This window comes from Rhodanobacter sp. Root179 (assembly GCF_001428465.1).
Taxonomy (GTDB): Bacteria; Pseudomonadota; Gammaproteobacteria; order Xanthomonadales; family Rhodanobacteraceae; genus Rhodanobacter.
Window position 1 is genome coordinate 60,653 of record NZ_LMHR01000072.1, and the last position, 16,177, is coordinate 76,829.

A 16,177-nucleotide genomic window follows, 5' to 3' on the forward strand; every position below is an offset into this window, starting at 1 on the left:
CGGCCCGGGGAGGCGCGTGGCGCATGGGCCACGCGTCGCTGGACGCCGCCCCTCGCGCGTAGGAAACTGGCCCGCGATGTAAACGTTTACATCCTGCTGGTTGCCGGCTTCCGCTGCGGCGTCCCCGCGCCACCCCACGCGTCGAACAGGATCTCGCCATGACTCTTTCCGCCTCGCTTCGCCACCTGGCCCTGGGCTTTTGCGCGACCGCCCTGCTGCTCGGCGGCACGGCCAGCGCCACGCCGCCCGCGACCACCACCAGCCTGCGCATCGACGCGCAGGCGCAGGGCACGCCCTTCCCCCATTTCTGGGAACAGATGCTGGGCTCCGGCCGCGCCGCGCTGGCGCTGCGCGATGACTACCGCAAGGACCTGGACGCCGTGCACCAGGCCACCGGGGTCGGCTACATCCGCTTCCACGGCATCCTCGACCACGACGTGGGCCTGATCCAGCGCGATGCGCAGGGAAAGATCTCCTACAACTTCTCCTACATCGACCAGATCTACGACGGCCTGCTCGGACACGGCTTCAAGCCGTTCGTGGAACTCGGCTTCATGCCGCCGGAGCTGACCTCCGACCCGGCCGCGCTGCACCCGTTCTGGTATCACCCGAACATCGCGCCGCCCAAGGACTACGCCGAGTGGGACGCGATGATCGACGCGCTGGCCAGGCACCTGGTCGAGCGCTACGGCATCGATGAAGTGGCCAGCTGGTACTTCGAGGTATGGAACGAGCCGAACATCGGCTTCTGGGTCGGCAAGCCCGCGCAGTCCAGCTACTTCACCCTGTACGACCATACCGCTCACGCGCTCAAGGCGGTCAGCCCGCGCATCCGCGTGGGTGGCCCGGCCACGGCCCAGGCGGCGTGGGCCACCGACTTCCTCGCCCACACGCACAGGAACAACGTGCCGGTCGACTTCGTCAGCACGCACGTCTACGGCGACGACACCGCCGACAACGTGTTCCACACCGGCGAGAACATTCAGCGCCGTGACATGGTCTGCCGCTCGGTCGACAAGGTGCACCGGGAAATCGCCGCCTCGCCCTACCCGCACATGCCGCTGATCTTCAGCGAGTACAACGCCAGCTACGCGAACCTGCCCAACGTCACCGACACCGTGTTCATGGGCCCGTGGCTGGCCAACACCATCCGCGAGTGCGCGGGCAAGGTCGAGGCGATGAGCTACTGGTCGTTCTCCGACGTATTCGAGGAACAGGGCATCGTGCGCAATCCGTTCTACGGCGGCTTTGGCCTGATCGCCGCCAACCGCATTCCCAAGCCCGCGTTCAACGCGTTCGCGATCCTGCACAAGCTGGGCGGACAGCGGCTGGCCGTCGCCTCCGACTCCGCCCTGGTCACCCGGCGCGATGACGGCACGCTGGTGATCGCCCTGTGGAATTACGCCCCGCCGGTGGGCGATACCGCCAGCTACACGCCGGGCAGGCCCGCCGGCAGCACGAAGCACTTCAGCCTCGACGTGCGGCACCTGCCCGCCGCCGCCCGCGCCACCGCGTGGCGCGTCGATGAAACCCATGGCAACGCGGTCGCCGCGTTCGACGGCATGGGCCGCCCCGACTCGCCCAGCCGCGCGCAGATCGTGCAACTGCGCGAAGCGGGCAAGCTGGCCGCGCCGGAGTCGATCGACCTGCGCGACGGCAAGCTCGCGGTCGACGTGCCGGTGCAGGGCCTGGTGGTGATCGAGCTGCGCTGAAGCGACCCCGACAGCGCAGCGCGGCGGACGAGCTCTGCCCTAGGCGGCAAAGCCCTCGTGCTGCGCCGTCCGCTGCGCGTGCTCGCGGCACAACTGCTCGACCAGGGTGCGATGGTCGGGCAGATCGACAAGTGCATGGCCGGCCATCTCGCGGATCATCGCGAACTCGCGCTGCGCCGCCGCCATCTGCGGATACGCGCTGCGCATCGGCTCCAGGTCGGTCCTGAATTCCATGCCGTACAGTACGTACTGCCAGCTGCACGGCAGGAACATTTCCAGGTCGGTGACGAAGTCCAGCCGGTGCGGCGGGCGATGCCGCCACAGCGCGAGGCGGTCCTGCAGCGTCTGCGGGATGCTGGCGGGGTCGGCGTTGTCGATCCAGAACGCGTGGTCGCGCCGCTGCGACAGGCAGTAGTGCATCTTGATGAAGTCGATGATGCGCTCGTAGCGCGCCACCATCATCTGGTTGTAGTGGCGCGCGCTGCGTTCCATGTCGTCGAGGTCGCCGGGCAGCAGATGGGTGATCAGGTACGCGCCCAGTTCGACCAGGGCGATGCCGGTGGATTCCAGCGGCTCGACGAAGCCGCCGGCCAGGCCCACCGCCACGCAGTTGCGCCGCCAGTGCTCGGGCCGGTAGCCGGTCTCGAACTTGATGTGCAGCGATTCCAGCCCCGCCGCCTGCTCGCCCACGTAGCGGCGGATCACTTCCTCCGCACGCGTCGCATCGGTGTGTCGCGAAGAATAGACGTAGCCGATGCCGCGGCGTTTCTGCAGGCCGATGTCCCAGATCCAGCCGGCCTCCTGCGCGGTGGCGCGGGTGAACGGCAGGATCGGCGCATCCGGCCGCGCATACGGCACCTGTAGCGCCACCGCGCGATCGCCGAACAGCACGTCGCGCCGGCTGTGGAATGGCGACTGCATCGCGCCGCCGATCAGCGCGCCGCGCAGGCCGGTGCAATCCACGTACAGGTCGGCGCGCAGCTCGCCGATCTCGCGGGTGACGATGCGATCGATCGCACCGGATTCGTCCAGCTCCGCCCGCTCCACCGTGGCCAGATGACGGGTGACGCCAAGCTCCTGGCCATGCTCGGCCAGTACCCTGGCGAAGCAGGCCGCATCGAAGTGATAGGCGTGGTTCATCGGCCCCTGGTAGTCGGGATCGCCAGCCCGCTTCGGCGCGCGGCCCTGTTCGATCAGGCGCTGCTGCATGCTCACCGCCTCGGCGAACGACATGCCTTCGGGCGCACCGCCCAGCAACCAGTACGGCAACAGCTCCGGGCTGCCGGGGCGTTGGCTGGGCTGGCTGAAAGGATGGAAGAAGCGATCCGCACCCGCCTCGCCGGGCGGGCGCACCCAGTTCACGTACTGGATGCCCTGCTTGTAGGTCGCGGTGGCGCCCACCAGGAACCGCCGCTCGTCCAGGCCGATCGCGGCCAGGGTGCCGCGGATCGAGGGGAACGTGGCCTCGCCCACGCCGAGCAGGCCGATGTTCGGCGACTCCACCAGCTCGACCCGGATGCTGCCGGGCGCGGCGCTGTTGAGCGTTTTGGCGAGGTAACAGGCGGTGAGCCAGCCGGCCGTGCCGCCGCCCACCACGAGGATCTTCTGAATGCGTGACATCTCGCCCCTCCGCGGCTTGTTGCGGAGCAACAAGCCAAGCATGGAAATTCGCAGTAGGATCGGCCCCGATGACAGCGCTGTCATACATTTTGACAGCGCTGTCATTCAGCACAATAGCGCATGTCCGCGACCACTGCATGTCCACGACGATCTTTGGGGAGAGGGTGAAATGAAATTACGCTACTCGGCTTTGTACCTCGCGATGACCGCGATACTCGCCTCGGGCGCCGTCCATGCAGCCGGTCAGGACACGACTGCTGCGCCCGACGCCGCCACACGCACCAAGGTCAAGGACCTGGACAGCGTCCAGGTCACCGCGACCAAGCGCGAAACGCCGCTGCAGAAAACCCCGGTCGCGATCAGCGTGATCAGCGCCGACTCGCTCGACAAGGAGCGGGTGATGACGGTGCAGGACATCACCAAGCTGGTGCCCGGTTTCCAGGCCACCTCGCAGGGCGACCACGGCGTGGTCACGCTGACCATGCGCGGCATCGGCAATGACAGCGCCAAGACCGAATACGCCGATCCGGAAGTGGCGATGTTCATCGACGGCGTCTACTCGCCGCGCCCCGAAGCCGCCGCTGGCCTGCTGCTGGACATCGAAAGCGTGGAAGTGCTGCGCGGTCCGCAGGGCACGCTGTGGGGTCGCAACTCCACCGCCGGCGTGGTGAACTTCCAGACCGGCAAGCCCGACCTCAGCGGCTTCTACGGCAACGCGCAATTCGAGGCAGGCAACTACAGCCACGTCGGCACGCGCGCCACGGTGAACCTGCCGATCAGCAGCACCTTCGGCATTCGCGTGGCGATGGCGCAGGAACAGCACGACGGCTACGTCGACTACCAGAACCCGTCGCAGCAGTTGCCCAGCGTGGCCGACCAGCAGGCGGCGTACCTGACCAGCGGCGGCTCGCTGGCCAGCTTCCAGCCGATCAACGCCGCCAACTACGTGACCGCCGGCGACAAGTACAACGCGCAGGACCAGTCCGCCGCGCGCGTCAGCGCGCTGTGGCAGCCCAGCGACAAGTTCACCTGGAACCTGTCGTGGGAATACTTCCGCGACCGCGGCACGCCGGGCATGAGCCTGATGCAGCATCCCCGCGCCGGGCAGGACTTCTGGTCCGCGCTGATCGACACCGCGCCCTACCTCAAGCGCGACTCCAACACGGTGCGCAGCCGGATGGACTTCAAGATCGGCGACTCGATGCTGCTGAGCTACGTGGCGGGCTTCAACCGCTTCTCCGGCAAGAGCAACTTCGACCAGGACAACGGCGCCCAGGTGCCGACCAGCTTCAACACCGGCGCTGCGTACCAGGCCGACCGCACCAACTTCTCCAACTACAGCAACTACAGCCACGAGCTGGACCTGAAGTCCACCGGCGACAACGCGGTCGACTGGATCCTTGGCGCGTACTACGCGGCCGAAGACAACAACATCCGCTTCGACATCCCGATCCTTAACGGCACCGCCCAGGGCACGGTGAGCTGGCAGGGTTCGTTCATCCAGCCCAAGGAAACGGTGAAGTCCACCGCGTTCTTCGGCCAGGCCACCTGGCACATCAGTGACGGCCTGCGCCTGACCGGCGGTGCGCGCTGGTCCAAGGACAAGAAGGAAAACGTGGGCGGCCGCGGCTGGGGCTGGGCGTATGACCCGAACGTGCCGCAGGTGCCGATCGCGCCAGACGTCGACCCGGGCAACGTGGGCTTCAACGTCTCCACCGTCAACGATGCGAAGTACGACAAGAGCAAGGTGACCTGGCTGGGCCGGCTCGATGCCGACGTGGGCCAGCACGGCCTCGTGTACGCCAGCGTGTCCACCGGCTACAAGTCCGGCGGCACCCAGGATGCCGGCACCCTGTACGAGCCGGAGACGCTGACCAACTACGAAGTCGGCTCGAAGTTCAGCTTCCTCGACGGCCACCTGACCTGGAACAGCGCGATCTACTACGAGCAGTTCAAGAACTTCCAGCTGGCCGCGCCGATCACCTACCCCGACGGCAACCGCGGGCTGGGCTTCTCCAACGTCAAGGGCACCACCAAGGTGATGGGCTTCGAATCCGAACTGGCCTACTCCAGCCAGGACGACCGCCTCAACCTGGTGTTCTCGGCGATTCCCAAGAAGGAACTGGGCACGCTGAAGTACGCCGGCAGCAACGACTACCAGGGCCTGCCCGCCTGCGATCCGGCCTCGGGCATCAGCGCCTGCGTGGACGTCAGCGGCAACGACCTGCCGCACGCGCCGAACACCTCGCTCACCGCGATCTACGAGCACGACTTCCACCTGACCAACGGCGGCCGCGTCACCCCGCGCCTGTCCGCGCAGTACCAGAGCACGCAGTGGCTGAGCACGTTCAACCTCGGCGAAGGCGATCAGCAGAAAGCCTATACACGCGGTGATCTTTCGGTGCGCTACACCGAACCGCAGGATCGCTGGTGGGTCTCGGCCTATGTGCAGAACGTCACCGATGGCAAGGTGCGCACCAGCGCCGGTCGCTTCGCCCTGCCCAACGGCAGCTTCATCTACACCTCGCAGTACCTGCCGCCACGCACCTACGGCGTGACCGTCGGGGTCTGGTTCTAAGGCTGACACCGTTCTCCTGGCGACGGATTCCTCCCCTCCCATCGCCACTGGATGCCCCCGCAACGGGGCATCCTTTTTTTTGGGGCGCTCGCACCCACAAGTGTGATCGTCCGCAGACTCCGCGCGATCATCCGGCGCTGCCGCCGCAATCTGCGTAGCCGGACACGGACACGCGCCGCGCCTGGCGCTTGAATGGGAACCGCAGCCTCACCGAACCGACGATCAGGACGCTCTCCCCGCGACCGCCCGCTCCGGGTCGCCCATTGGATGCACCGGCAACGGGGCATCCGTTTTTTTTGGCCGTCCATATGAGCGGGCCGGCGTCGCCCCGGCAGGCGACGCCCACGAAAAAGCGGCCCGCAGGCCGCTTGTTTTCATTCCGCGCCTTGCCGGAACCTGTCCCGGCTCCGGCCTTGCTGCCCGGCTCAGTGCGCGGGGCAGTCCAGCGTGTGGTCGGCCACCGTACCCAGCGACACTTCGGCCACGGCGATGCGTTCGCCGGTGCTGCTGGTCCACTCGAACGGCCGGTCCAGCTTGCTCATGTCGGCGCCCGCGTCGCGGAAGCACTTCAGCGGAATGCCGACGCTCAGCCATTGTCCGCGCGGCAGGGCGTTGAGCTGCGTGCCGATCGGCAGCTGCGCACCGCAGCCGCTGCCGCAGCTGACGCCGATGCTGGCGCCTTGCGCCGACAGCGCATCGACGCGCAGCGTGGTCACCAGCATCACGTCGCCATTGGTTTCGCGCTCGACGTCCAGCGGCGCCGGCGCGACCAGCGCGGCCTGCGCCTTGCCGCCGCCGGACCAGGCCAGGCTGCGGGCGTCTTCCTGCGCCTTGTAGTCGAGTGCGCCGACGCGCAGCGTGCCGTCCGCCGTGACCGATGGCGTCGCCGTGACGTTGCTGTCCGCGCCATTGGCGCCGGTGAGCTGCAGCACGAAACCCTGCGCCGGCTTGCCGTGGGTGAAGTAGACGCCGGCACGCGCGCTGCTCAGCGCGATGCCCGGATCTTCGGACAGCTTGCCGCCCTTGCCGGGCTCGGCATAGCTCAGCCCGAAGCCGTAGCGGAACTGCGGGTTGTAGTGCGCCTTGCCGCCAGCCAGCGGAATCTGTACCGCGGTGCGCGGCCACGAGTAGGCCAGCTTGCCGTGGAAGTCGTGGGCGATGTGGCCGTCGCGGGTGCGCAGCAGCACGTCGGCAATGCCCTCGCCTTCGCTGCCCGGCAACCACGCCACCACGAAGGCGTCGGCGGCATTGATCTCGCGGTTTATCCACAGCGGCCGTCCGGTCAGGAACACCGCCACCACCGGCACGCCCTGCTGGCGCAGGCGACGCAGCAGGTCGAGGTCGTGATCGTTGCCCGGCCGGTAGGCAAGATTCGGCAGGTCGCCCTGGAACTCGGCGTACGGGTCTTCGCCGAACACCACGATGGCGACGTCGGGCTTGCGTTTGTACTTGCCTTCCACCGACAGCTCGGCGCTGCCGCCGGCGGCCTGCACCTGGTCGCGGATGCCGGCCCAGATCGAGGTGGCGCCGGGGAAGTTCGCATTGGTGAGGCCGGTGCCCTGCCAGGTCAGCGTCCAGCCACCGTTCTGCTTGGAGATGTTGTCCGCGCCATCGCCGGCGACCAGCACGTGCTTGCGCGGATCGATCGGCAGCACGCCGTCGTTCTTCAGCAGCACCAGCGATTCGCGCACGGCACGGCGGGCCAGCGCGCGATGTTCGGCGCTGCCGATCACCTTGGCCGAATCACGCACCAGTGGATTGGCCGAAGGCAGCCCCGCCTCGAACATGCCCAGGCGCAGCTTCACCCGCAGGATGCGGCTCACCGCGTCGTCGACGCGGGCCATCGGGATCACCCCGGACTTCACCTCGGCCAGGGTGTTCCTGTACAGACCCTTCCACGAGTCGGGCGCCTCCAGCATGTCCAGCCCGGCGTTGTACGCCACCGGGCAGTCTTCGTTGGTGCAGCCGGGCACCTGGCCGTGGGCGTTCCAGTCGCCCAGCACGATGCCGCCGAAGCCCATGCGCTGCTTCAGCACGTCGGTGATCAGGCCCTTGTTGCCGGCCATCTTCACCCCGTTCCAGCTGGAGAACGAGACCATCACCACCTGCACCCCGGCGCGGATCGCCGGCGGATAGCCGACCGCGTGCACGTCGCGCAACACCGCTTCGCTGACCTCGGCATCGCCCTGGTCCTTGCCGTCCCTGGTGCCGCCGTCGCCCACGAAATGCTTGGCGGTGGCGATCACGTGGTCGGCGTCGAGGAACTGCGGCGTGCCGACCTTGCCTTCCAGCCCCTCGATCACCGCGCCGGCGTATTGCGCCACCAGCGCGGGGTTTTCCGAATAGCCTTCGTAGGCGCGGCCCCAGCGGCCGTCCTGGGGCACAGTCAGCGTGGGCGCGAAGGTCCAGTTGATGCCGCTGGCGCGCAGCTCGCGGGCGGTGACTGCGCCGATCGCCTGGATCAGCTGCGGATCACGCGCATTGCCCAGCGCGGAGTTCTGCGGGAACAGCGTGCTGCCGACCAGGTTGTTGTGGCCATGCACCGCGTCGATGCCGAACAGCACCGGGATCGCCAGCCGGCCGCCCGAGGTATCCATCGAGGCGCGGTAGAACGCGTCGGACAGCTTCTGCCATTGCGCCGCGGTGCCGTACTGGCCGCCGTCCGGCCCGGAATTGCCGCCGGCCAGGATCGAGCCCAGCCGACACTCGCGCACGTCCTCCGGCGTCACCGACTTGATGTCGGCCTGGATCATCTGGCCCACCTTGTCCTCCACCGACATCTTCGCCAGCAGCGCCTTCACCCGCGCCTCCAGCGCCGGATCGGGCGGCAACGGCGAGCGCACCTGGGGCCAGGCATCGGGATGGACGGTGGCGGCGGTGTCCCCGGCGAGCACGAAATGGATGGGCATGATCAACGCGCCGGCGAGGGTGACGGAGAGGGCAAGACGACCCGGCAACGAGTTCGGTGGGGGCGGAAATCGCACGGCAAGGCTCCTGGCTGGCGCGCCGACGGCACGCGGTCTGAACCGCATAGTGACACGGATGACAGCGCTGTCAATTCGCTGCGCAACATGGCCGGATTCGGCGGGTCTGGTCAGGCACGCCGTGGCGGTGTGACGCATCGGCCGACGCATCGGCCAAGGGAAGTGGCGGCCTGCGACGGCGTGTGGCGGGCGGTGCCCGCCCTACGGAGGGGCGGCTGAGAGGGACGCGCAGGGCGGACACCGTCCGCCGGCTCTTCGCGACCGGGCGGCGAACTTCAGGAAACGCGCGCGGTGGAGCCGCGGATCTGCAGGGAGAACGGCATCTGCACCAGCTCGCCGGCACCGCGGCCGCGCAGCAGGTTCAGCAGTTGCTGGGCGGCGATCCGGCCCATCTCGCGGCTGGGCTGCTGCACCGTGGTCAGCGCCGGCCACAGCTGGCGCGCCAGCGGGGTGTCGTCGAAGCCGCACACGGACAGGTCCTGCGGCACCTTCAATCCGTACTCGCCGGCGGCCCACATCACCCCGGTGGCCATGTCGTCGTTGGCGGCAAACACCGCCGTCGGCCGCTGCTTCAGGGCGAACAGTTCGCGTGCCGCGGTGACGCCGGAGCCGAACGTAAAGGCGCCCTGCACTACCAGCGCCGGGTCTTCGGGCACGCCGGCCGCCGCCATCGCCTCGCGGTAGCCGGCCAGCCGCCAGCGGCTGGCGCCGTGGTCGGCGATGCCCAGCACGTGGGCGATGCGCCGGTGGCCCAGGCCCAGCAGATGCTCGACGATCGCCCGCGCCGCGGCCTGCTCGTCCATCCGCACGCCGATGCTGGCATCGCTCTGCGGCGACACGCTGGCATACGGCACGTTGCGTTCGCGCAGGCGCTTCAGCAGCGGCGCGTAGTCGGTGATCGGAGGGGTCAGCACCACGCCGTCGGGGTGATGGTCGGAGATCAGCGCGTCAAGCCGGCGGATGAAGTCGTCGCCACGCATCCGCAGCGGTCGCACCATCATGCTGTAGCGATGCGCGTCGCAGGCTTCCAGCACGCCGTCCTGGATCTCGGCCAGGTAGGTCGAGGCCGGGTTGTCGTTGTTGTCGTACAGCATCGCCACCACGAACGAGCGATTGCCGGCGAGACTGCGTGCCGAGGGATGCGGGCGATAGTCCAGCTCTTCCATCGCGGCGCGCACGCGCTTGCGCGTCTCCTCGCTCACGTTGGCCTCGTCGTTGAGCACGCGGGACACCGTCTTGGGCGATACGCTCGCTGCGCGCGCCACTTCTTCGAGGCGTACCCGCATGGAATCTCCCGTGTGATCGTGGCCGTCGAACGACTATGCCGTCTTCGCCCGCCGCTTTACAAGGCGCCGCGCGAATGGCGCGCCGGGCGAAAACGCACGCGCGGCATGAATACGTATGCAACCACTGGTTGCTGCAGTGCGACGCTGCCTACCATGCAGGAGGCATCGTCCCTGCGGACGTCGCGCCAGCCCGCAGCCACCGGAGCGTTGTCACCGATGACCACCACGATTCGCCTTCCGCCAGCGCACCCCTGCCCATGCTGAGCCTGCTGCTGGGAGCCGCGCTGGCCGCCAACGCCGCGACGCCTGCGTGGCAGGAAGGCCTGGCGCAGGACGGCCTGGACTGGCACGGCGTGCACGTCGGCATCGAGCACGACGCGCAGCACCGCTACACGCTGGCGTGGCCCTACGGCCAGCGGGTGATCGCCCCGCAGCCGCTGCGCAGCGACACCGCCAGCCCGCTGTTCGATGGCCTGTTCGCGATGGCGCAGGACGATCTCGCGCTCGACTCGGTGGAGGCGATCCGCGACGGCGCGTTCGACCACGGCCAGCCGATTCCGTGCCGCTGCTTCGTCACCGGGCTGAAGTGGCCTTACGTGTGGACGCGCGACCTGTCCTACGCGATCGACCTCGGCCTGTGGCGCTTCGACCCCGCCCGCTCGCGCAACGGGCTGAAGTTCAAGCTGTCCGGCGTGCGCGTGGCCGGCGCAGCGCAAGGCCCGGATTCAAAACCGTACTATCCGATGCAGGACACTGGCTCCGGCGGCAGCTGGCCGATCAGCACCGATCGCGTGGTGTGGTTCCTCGGTGCGCGCCATCTGCTCGACGACGCCGCGTTCGCCGGCGACGTCTACCAGGCACTCGGCGCCACCCTGGCGCAGGATCGGCAATATGCGTTCGACCAGCGCCTCGGCCTGTATCGGGGCGAGACCTCCTTCCTCGACTGGCGCGAGCAGAGCTACCCGGCGTGGACCGCGGACGAAGTGGGCTTCATCGCGCAATCGTTCGCGCTGTCCACCAACGTGTTGCACTACCAGGCGCTGCAACTGGCCGCCGCGCTGGCCGACCAACATCACGACGCGAAGGCCGCCACCGGCTACCGCAACGACGCGGCGGCGCTGAAGGCGGCGATCAACGCCCGCTTCTGGCGCGCCGATCGCGGCATGTACATGAGCTACCTCGGCGGCGACGGCACGCCGTACGACACTTACGACCTGCTCGGCATCGCGCTTGCGGTCGACAGCGGCGTGGCCGACGGCGAACGCGCCCGCCAGACGCTGGCGAACTACCCCACGTGGCCGGCCGGCAGCCCGGTGATCTGGCCCGAGCGCGCCGACCAGCCGATCTACCACAACCGGGCGATCTGGCCGTTCGTCAGCATGTACGCGCTGCGCGCCGCACGCGAAACGCAGCAGCCCGCCCGCATCGCTCACGAGATCGCCTCGATCATGCGCGGCGCCGCGCTGTACGGCTCCAACATGGAGAACTACGAACTGCTGACCCAGGGCCAGCACGTCGACGAAGGCAAGCTGAGCGGCCCGGTGGTGAATTCGCCGCGCCAGTTGTGGTCGGTGGCGGCGTATCTGGCGATGGTCAGCGAAGGCGTGTTCGGCCTGGAGGAGAATGGCCGGGTCGCGCCGAAGCTGCCCACCGCGCTGGTGCCGATGCTGTTCGGCGCGCGCCATGCGATCACGCTCGAACTGCCCGAACGCCGGATCACCCTGCAGCTTCCCGCCACGCTCGACGGCAACCTGCTCGTCGCCGACCAGCTGCGCACGCAGGGCAACACCACCACCGTCACGCTGAAAGCGGTGCAGGTCGCCGACGTGCCGCTGCGCACCGACGCGCCGCTGTACGCGCCGCTCGCCCCCGCCGCGCCGCAGGTGCAGGCCGTCGGCAAGCGCTGGCAGATCCGCGTTGAGGGAAAGCAGCGGCTCTACCTCAACGGCGTGGCGCACGGCGACATCGACGCCAGCAGCACGCTCGCACGACAGCCGGGCCTGGCCTGCTTCAGCGCCACGCGCATCGACGCGCAGGGGCTGGAATCGCTGCACAGCCCCACCGTCTGCGTCGGCGACACGAACCGGATCGGCGGCGACTGGCCACGCCAGTGGACGGCGCCAGCCAGCGGCGACTGGCGCGTCGCGCTGGACTACGCCAACGACCACGGCCCGATCAACACCGGCATCACCGCGGCGGTGAAGATGCTGGTGATCCGCTGCGACGGCAGCACCGAGCAACGCCTGCCGATCGTGATGCCGCACAGCGTGCGCACCCAGTCATCCAGCTGGGGCCGCTTCGGCGCGCAGGCGGGCGCGACCTGCCGGTTCACGCTCGACGACGGCTTCAACATGAGCTACCTGGCCCACTTCGCCCACTACACCGGTGGACAGGGCGGCAGCGATGGCCCATTGAACCGGGCGGTGGTGCATGATCTGCTGATCGCTCCGCTCGCCCCCGGCCACGGCTCACCATGAACGACGGTACTTCCGCGAACTCCAAACCGGCGCTGTCGTTCTGGCAGATCTGGAACATGTGCTTCGGCTTCCTCGGCCTGCAGTTCGGCTTCGCGCTGCAGAACGCGAACGTCAGCCGGATCTTCCAGACCCTGGGCGCCGACCTCAACGACATCCCCGCGCTGTGGATCGCCGCGCCGCTGACCGGGCTGATCGTGCAGCCGATCATCGGCCACTTCTCCGACCGCACCTGGAACCGGCTGGGCCGGCGCCGCCCCTACTTCCTGGCTGGCGCGGTATTCGCCTCGCTGGCCCTGCTGTGGATGCCGAACGCGCCGGTGCTGTGGATGGCCGCCGGCCTGCTGTGGATTCTGGACGCCTCGATCAACGTGTCGATGGAGCCGTTCCGCGCCTTCGTGGGCGACCAGCTGCCGACCCGCCAGCGGCCCTCCGGCTACGCGATGCAGAGCTTCTTCATCGGCGTGGGCGCGGTGGTGGCCTCGGCGCTGCCGTGGATACTGGCGCAATTCGGCGTGGCCAACGTAGCGCCGGACGGCGGCATTCCCGACACGGTGAAATATGCCTTCTACGCCGGTGGCGCGGTGCTGCTCGGTGCGGTGCTGTGGACCATCTTCAGCACCCGCGAATACCCGCCGGACCGGCTGCAGTCGTTCAGCGACAGCGTGGCCGAACCGCCGGCGGTGGACGTGTCGCAGGCCTGGCGCTGGGGCGTGCTGCTGCTGGTGGTCGGCGTGGCGGTGCTGTTCGCGATCCAGCATTTCGCGCTGGAGAAAGAGGTCTACGTGCTGGGCGGCGGACTGCTCGTGTTCGGCCTGCTGTTCGTCTGGCTCAGCTTCAGCCGCGGCCGCGGCATGCTGCGCGAAGTGATGGGCGACCTCTACGGCATGCCCGTCTCGATGCGGCAACTGGCGTGGGTGCAACTGTTCTCGTGGTTCGCGCTGTTCGCGATGTGGATCTACACCACCGCGAGCGTGACCGAGACCATCTACGGCACCACCGACGTGCACTCGGCGCTGTACAACGAGGGCGCCAACTGGGTCGGCGTGCTGTTCGCCGCCTACAACGGCTTCGCCGCCGTGGCCGCGGTGGTGATTCCGCTGATGGTGCGGCGCTGGGGCCTGCGCATCAGCCACCTGATCAACCTGTGCCTGGGCGGCGCCGGCCTGCTGTCGTTCCTGCTGATCCGCGACCCGGTATGGCTGCTGGCCTCGATGGTCGGCGTGGGCTTCGCCTGGGCCTCGATCCTGTCGCTGCCCTATGCGCTGCTGTCGGACAACCTGCCCGCGGGGAAGATGGGCGTCTACATGGGCATCTTCAATTTCTTCATCGTGATCCCGCAGCTGCTCGCCGCCAGCGTGCTCGGCCTGCTGCTGCGGCTGTGCTTCCACAACCAGCCGATCTGGGCGCTGGCACTGGGCGGCGCCTGCCTGCTGGTCGCCGGCCTGTTCACCCTGCGCGTGCGCGAGCCCGGCTAGCCCAGCCTCGCCAACGCCATCACCGGAACGACGAGATGATCCGCACCACCGTACTGGCGCTTGCCACGCTCACCCTGCACTGCGGCGGCGCGCGCGCCGCGGACACCACGCCCGAATTCGTCGGCACCGACGCGCCGATGGCGTCCAACGCGATCTACTTCGTGATGACCGACCGCTTCGTCAACGGCGATCCGTCCAACGACCAGCGCGACCAGGGCGGCGCCCACCGCACGTTCGACGTCCCGGTGGCCGGCGCGCCGAAGGGCGAAAGCGCCAACATCGGCTACCTCGGCGGCGACTTCCGGGGCGTACTGGACAACGCCGCCTACATCCGCGGCATGGGCTTCGGCGCGGTGTGGATCACCCCGATCGTGGACAACCCCGACGAAGCCTTCACCGGCGGCGATCCGGTGAGCTGGGGTTCCAAGTTCACCGACCGCGGCAAGACCGGCTTCCACGGCTACTGGGGCGTCAACTTCTACAAGCTCGACGAACACCTGCCCAGCAGGAACCTCGACTTCCGCCAGTTCACCACGGCGATGCGGGCGCAGGGCCTGAAGACCGTGCTCGACATCGTGGCCAACCACGGCTCGCCCGCCTTCAGCATGCCGCAGGCGCAACCGATGTTCGGCCAGATCTACGACAAGGACGGCAAGCTCGTCGCCGACCAGCAGAACCTGCCGCCGTACAGGCTCGATCCCGTGCGCAACCCGCTGCACCGCTTCTACCACGCCTACGACGACCTGGTTCAGCTGTCCAACAACGACGACCGGAACCCGGCCGTGCTCGACTACTTCGCGGGCGCGTACAACCAGTGGGCCGACCAGGGCGCCGACGCGTTCCGCATAGACACCATCAGCCACATGTCCAACACGTTCTGGAAACAGTTCGCCGCGCGCATCCGGGCGAAGCATCCCGGCTTCTTCATGTTCGGCGAAGCGTTCGACTACAGCCCCGACAACATCGGCCAGTACACCTGGCCCGAAAACGGCGGCATCAGCGTGCTCGACTTCCCGCTGCGCGGGCGCATCGCCGACGTGTTCGAGCATCCCGGCAGCGACTACGCCCAACTGCTCGACCGCCTCTACCTCACCAACGGCCCGTACCAGAACCCGTACGAACTGGTCACCTTCTACGACAACCACGACATGGCGCGCCTGGCCGCCAGCGACAACGGCTTCATCGACGCGAACAACTGGCTGTTCACCGCACGCGGCATCCCGGCCATCTACTACGGCTCCGAAACCGGCTTCGAGCGCGGCAAGGCCGAACACCAGGGCAACCGCAACTACTACGGCCAGCAACGCATCGACGCCGCACCGAAAAGTCCGATCTATCGCCAGCTCAAGCGCATCGCCCAGTTGCGCGAAAAGACCCCGGCACTGCAACGCGGCCTGATGCTGCCGCTGCACTTCGCCGGCAACCGGGCGGCGTTCTATCGCGTGTACCAGAAGGGTGACGTGCACCAGATCGCGCTGGTGCTGCTCAACAAGGGCGACGCTGTCGCGCAGTTCGACATCGGTGACTACCTGCAATCCGGCACATGGACGCCAGCATTTGGCGGCCCGCCAATCGAAGTGCGCGCGGCCGGAAAACTGCGCGCCAACGTGGCGCCACACGACGTAAAGATCTATTTGCTCGACGCGTCCGCCAGCCGCAACGACCTCACCGTGGAGCTGACCCGCCTGATGGCGGAGCGCGCCCATCCCGCCGACTGAACCGCACTGGCCATCGTTCAAGGAACCCGGTCCATCCACCGCGCAGACCTCCCTTGATCAAACCTCCCGCGATGCCCCCAAAAAGATGGCATCATCGTCCTCATCTCCGAAACTCAACGTGGCGGGATTAGCTTGCTGGATTAGGCTGCCGCAACCCATTTAACCTGTTGCTCTTTGGACACTACGGTTAAGTCCAAGAATTCATCACCCGGGGATAGGCTGCTGGATTAGACTTCAATTTGAAATCTACTTAGCGTTAGGGCCCGTAGCATCAAGTTTGAACTGCACAGCTGATCAGCTTTCATCGAAGCACTCCTGGGGCGTTCG

Annotated in this window: 8 protein-coding genes; 5 read left to right on the forward strand and 3 right to left on the reverse strand. The window is 67.9% G+C overall.

Going from position 1 to position 16,177, the window contains the following annotated elements; genetic code table 11:
• The first annotated feature begins 158 nt into the window (after positions 1–158).
• Entirely contained in the window at positions 159–1,712 is a 1,554-nt protein-coding gene (locus ASD82_RS08210) for a glycosyl hydrolase family 39 (RefSeq protein ID WP_056717340.1), read from the forward strand.
• A gap of 39 nt (positions 1,713–1,751) precedes the next feature.
• Here ASD82_RS08210 and ASD82_RS08215 read toward each other — a convergent pair whose 3' ends face one another.
• Positions 1,752–3,332: a tryptophan halogenase family protein gene (locus ASD82_RS08215; RefSeq protein ID WP_056717341.1), complete on the reverse strand. Its 1,581-nt coding sequence runs from the start codon at positions 3,330–3,332 to the stop codon at positions 1,752–1,754.
• A 169-nt stretch (positions 3,333–3,501) separates the two neighbouring features.
• Here ASD82_RS08215 and ASD82_RS08220 point away from each other — a divergent pair, with 169 nt between their 5' ends.
• Complete coding sequence (locus ASD82_RS08220; protein ID WP_056717342.1) at positions 3,502–5,910, forward strand: TonB-dependent receptor; 2,409 nt, start codon at positions 3,502–3,504, stop codon at positions 5,908–5,910.
• Positions 5,911–6,335: 425 nt separating this feature from the next.
• On the opposite strand, the gene ASD82_RS08225 is transcribed toward ASD82_RS08220, so the two are convergent.
• Positions 6,336–8,819, reverse strand: a complete 2,484-nt coding sequence (locus ASD82_RS08225; protein WP_056717353.1) for an exo 1,3/1,4-beta-D-glucan glucohydrolase — start codon at positions 8,817–8,819, stop codon at positions 6,336–6,338.
• 350 nt (positions 8,820–9,169) lie between these two features.
• Positions 9,170–10,180 carry a LacI family DNA-binding transcriptional regulator gene (locus ASD82_RS08230; RefSeq protein ID WP_056717343.1) on the reverse strand — a complete coding sequence of 337 codons (1,011 nt, stop codon included), beginning with the start codon at positions 10,178–10,180 and terminating at the stop codon, positions 9,170–9,172.
• Positions 10,181–10,437: 257 nt separating this feature from the next.
• Between ASD82_RS08230 and ASD82_RS08235 the strand changes: the two genes are divergently transcribed.
• From ASD82_RS08235 to ASD82_RS08245, 3 genes are read left to right on the forward strand one after another with little or no spacing between them, the layout of a single operon-like run.
• Positions 10,438–12,657, forward strand: a complete 2,220-nt coding sequence (locus ASD82_RS08235; protein WP_056717344.1) for a hypothetical protein — start codon at positions 10,438–10,440, stop codon at positions 12,655–12,657.
• Positions 12,654–14,132, forward strand: coding sequence for an MFS transporter (locus ASD82_RS08240; protein WP_056717345.1), 1,479 nt, complete (start codon positions 12,654–12,656; stop codon positions 14,130–14,132). The genes ASD82_RS08235 and ASD82_RS08240 overlap by 4 nt, the downstream gene beginning before the upstream one ends.
• A gap of 35 nt (positions 14,133–14,167) precedes the next feature.
• Positions 14,168–15,850 carry an alpha-amylase family glycosyl hydrolase gene (locus ASD82_RS08245; protein ID WP_056717346.1) on the forward strand — a complete coding sequence of 561 codons (1,683 nt, stop codon included), beginning with the start codon at positions 14,168–14,170 and terminating at the stop codon, positions 15,848–15,850.
• Positions 15,851–16,177 lie beyond the last annotated feature (327 nt).

Bases quoted from the DNA above. Each gene is read 5' to 3' on its own strand.
- ASD82_RS08215 (WP_056717341.1), bottom strand. From the start codon at position 3,332: ATGTCACGCATTCAGAAGATCCTCGTGGTGGGCGGCGGCACGGCCGGC.
- ASD82_RS08225 (WP_056717353.1), bottom strand. From the start codon at position 8,819: ATGCCCATCCATTTCGTGCTCGCCGGGGACACCGCCGCCACCGTCCAT.
- ASD82_RS08230 (WP_056717343.1), bottom strand. From the start codon at position 10,180: ATGCGGGTACGCCTCGAAGAAGTGGCGCGCGCAGCGAGCGTATCGCCC.
- ASD82_RS08240 (WP_056717345.1), top strand. From the start codon at position 12,654: ATGAACGACGGTACTTCCGCGAACTCCAAACCGGCGCTGTCGTTCTGG.
- ASD82_RS08245 (WP_056717346.1), top strand. From the start codon at position 14,168: ATGATCCGCACCACCGTACTGGCGCTTGCCACGCTCACCCTGCACTGC.
- ASD82_RS08235 (WP_056717344.1), top strand. From the start codon at position 10,438: ATGCTGAGCCTGCTGCTGGGAGCCGCGCTGGCCGCCAACGCCGCGACG.
- ASD82_RS08210 (WP_056717340.1), top strand. From the start codon at position 159: ATGACTCTTTCCGCCTCGCTTCGCCACCTGGCCCTGGGCTTTTGCGCG.
- ASD82_RS08220 (WP_056717342.1), top strand. From the start codon at position 3,502: ATGAAATTACGCTACTCGGCTTTGTACCTCGCGATGACCGCGATACTC.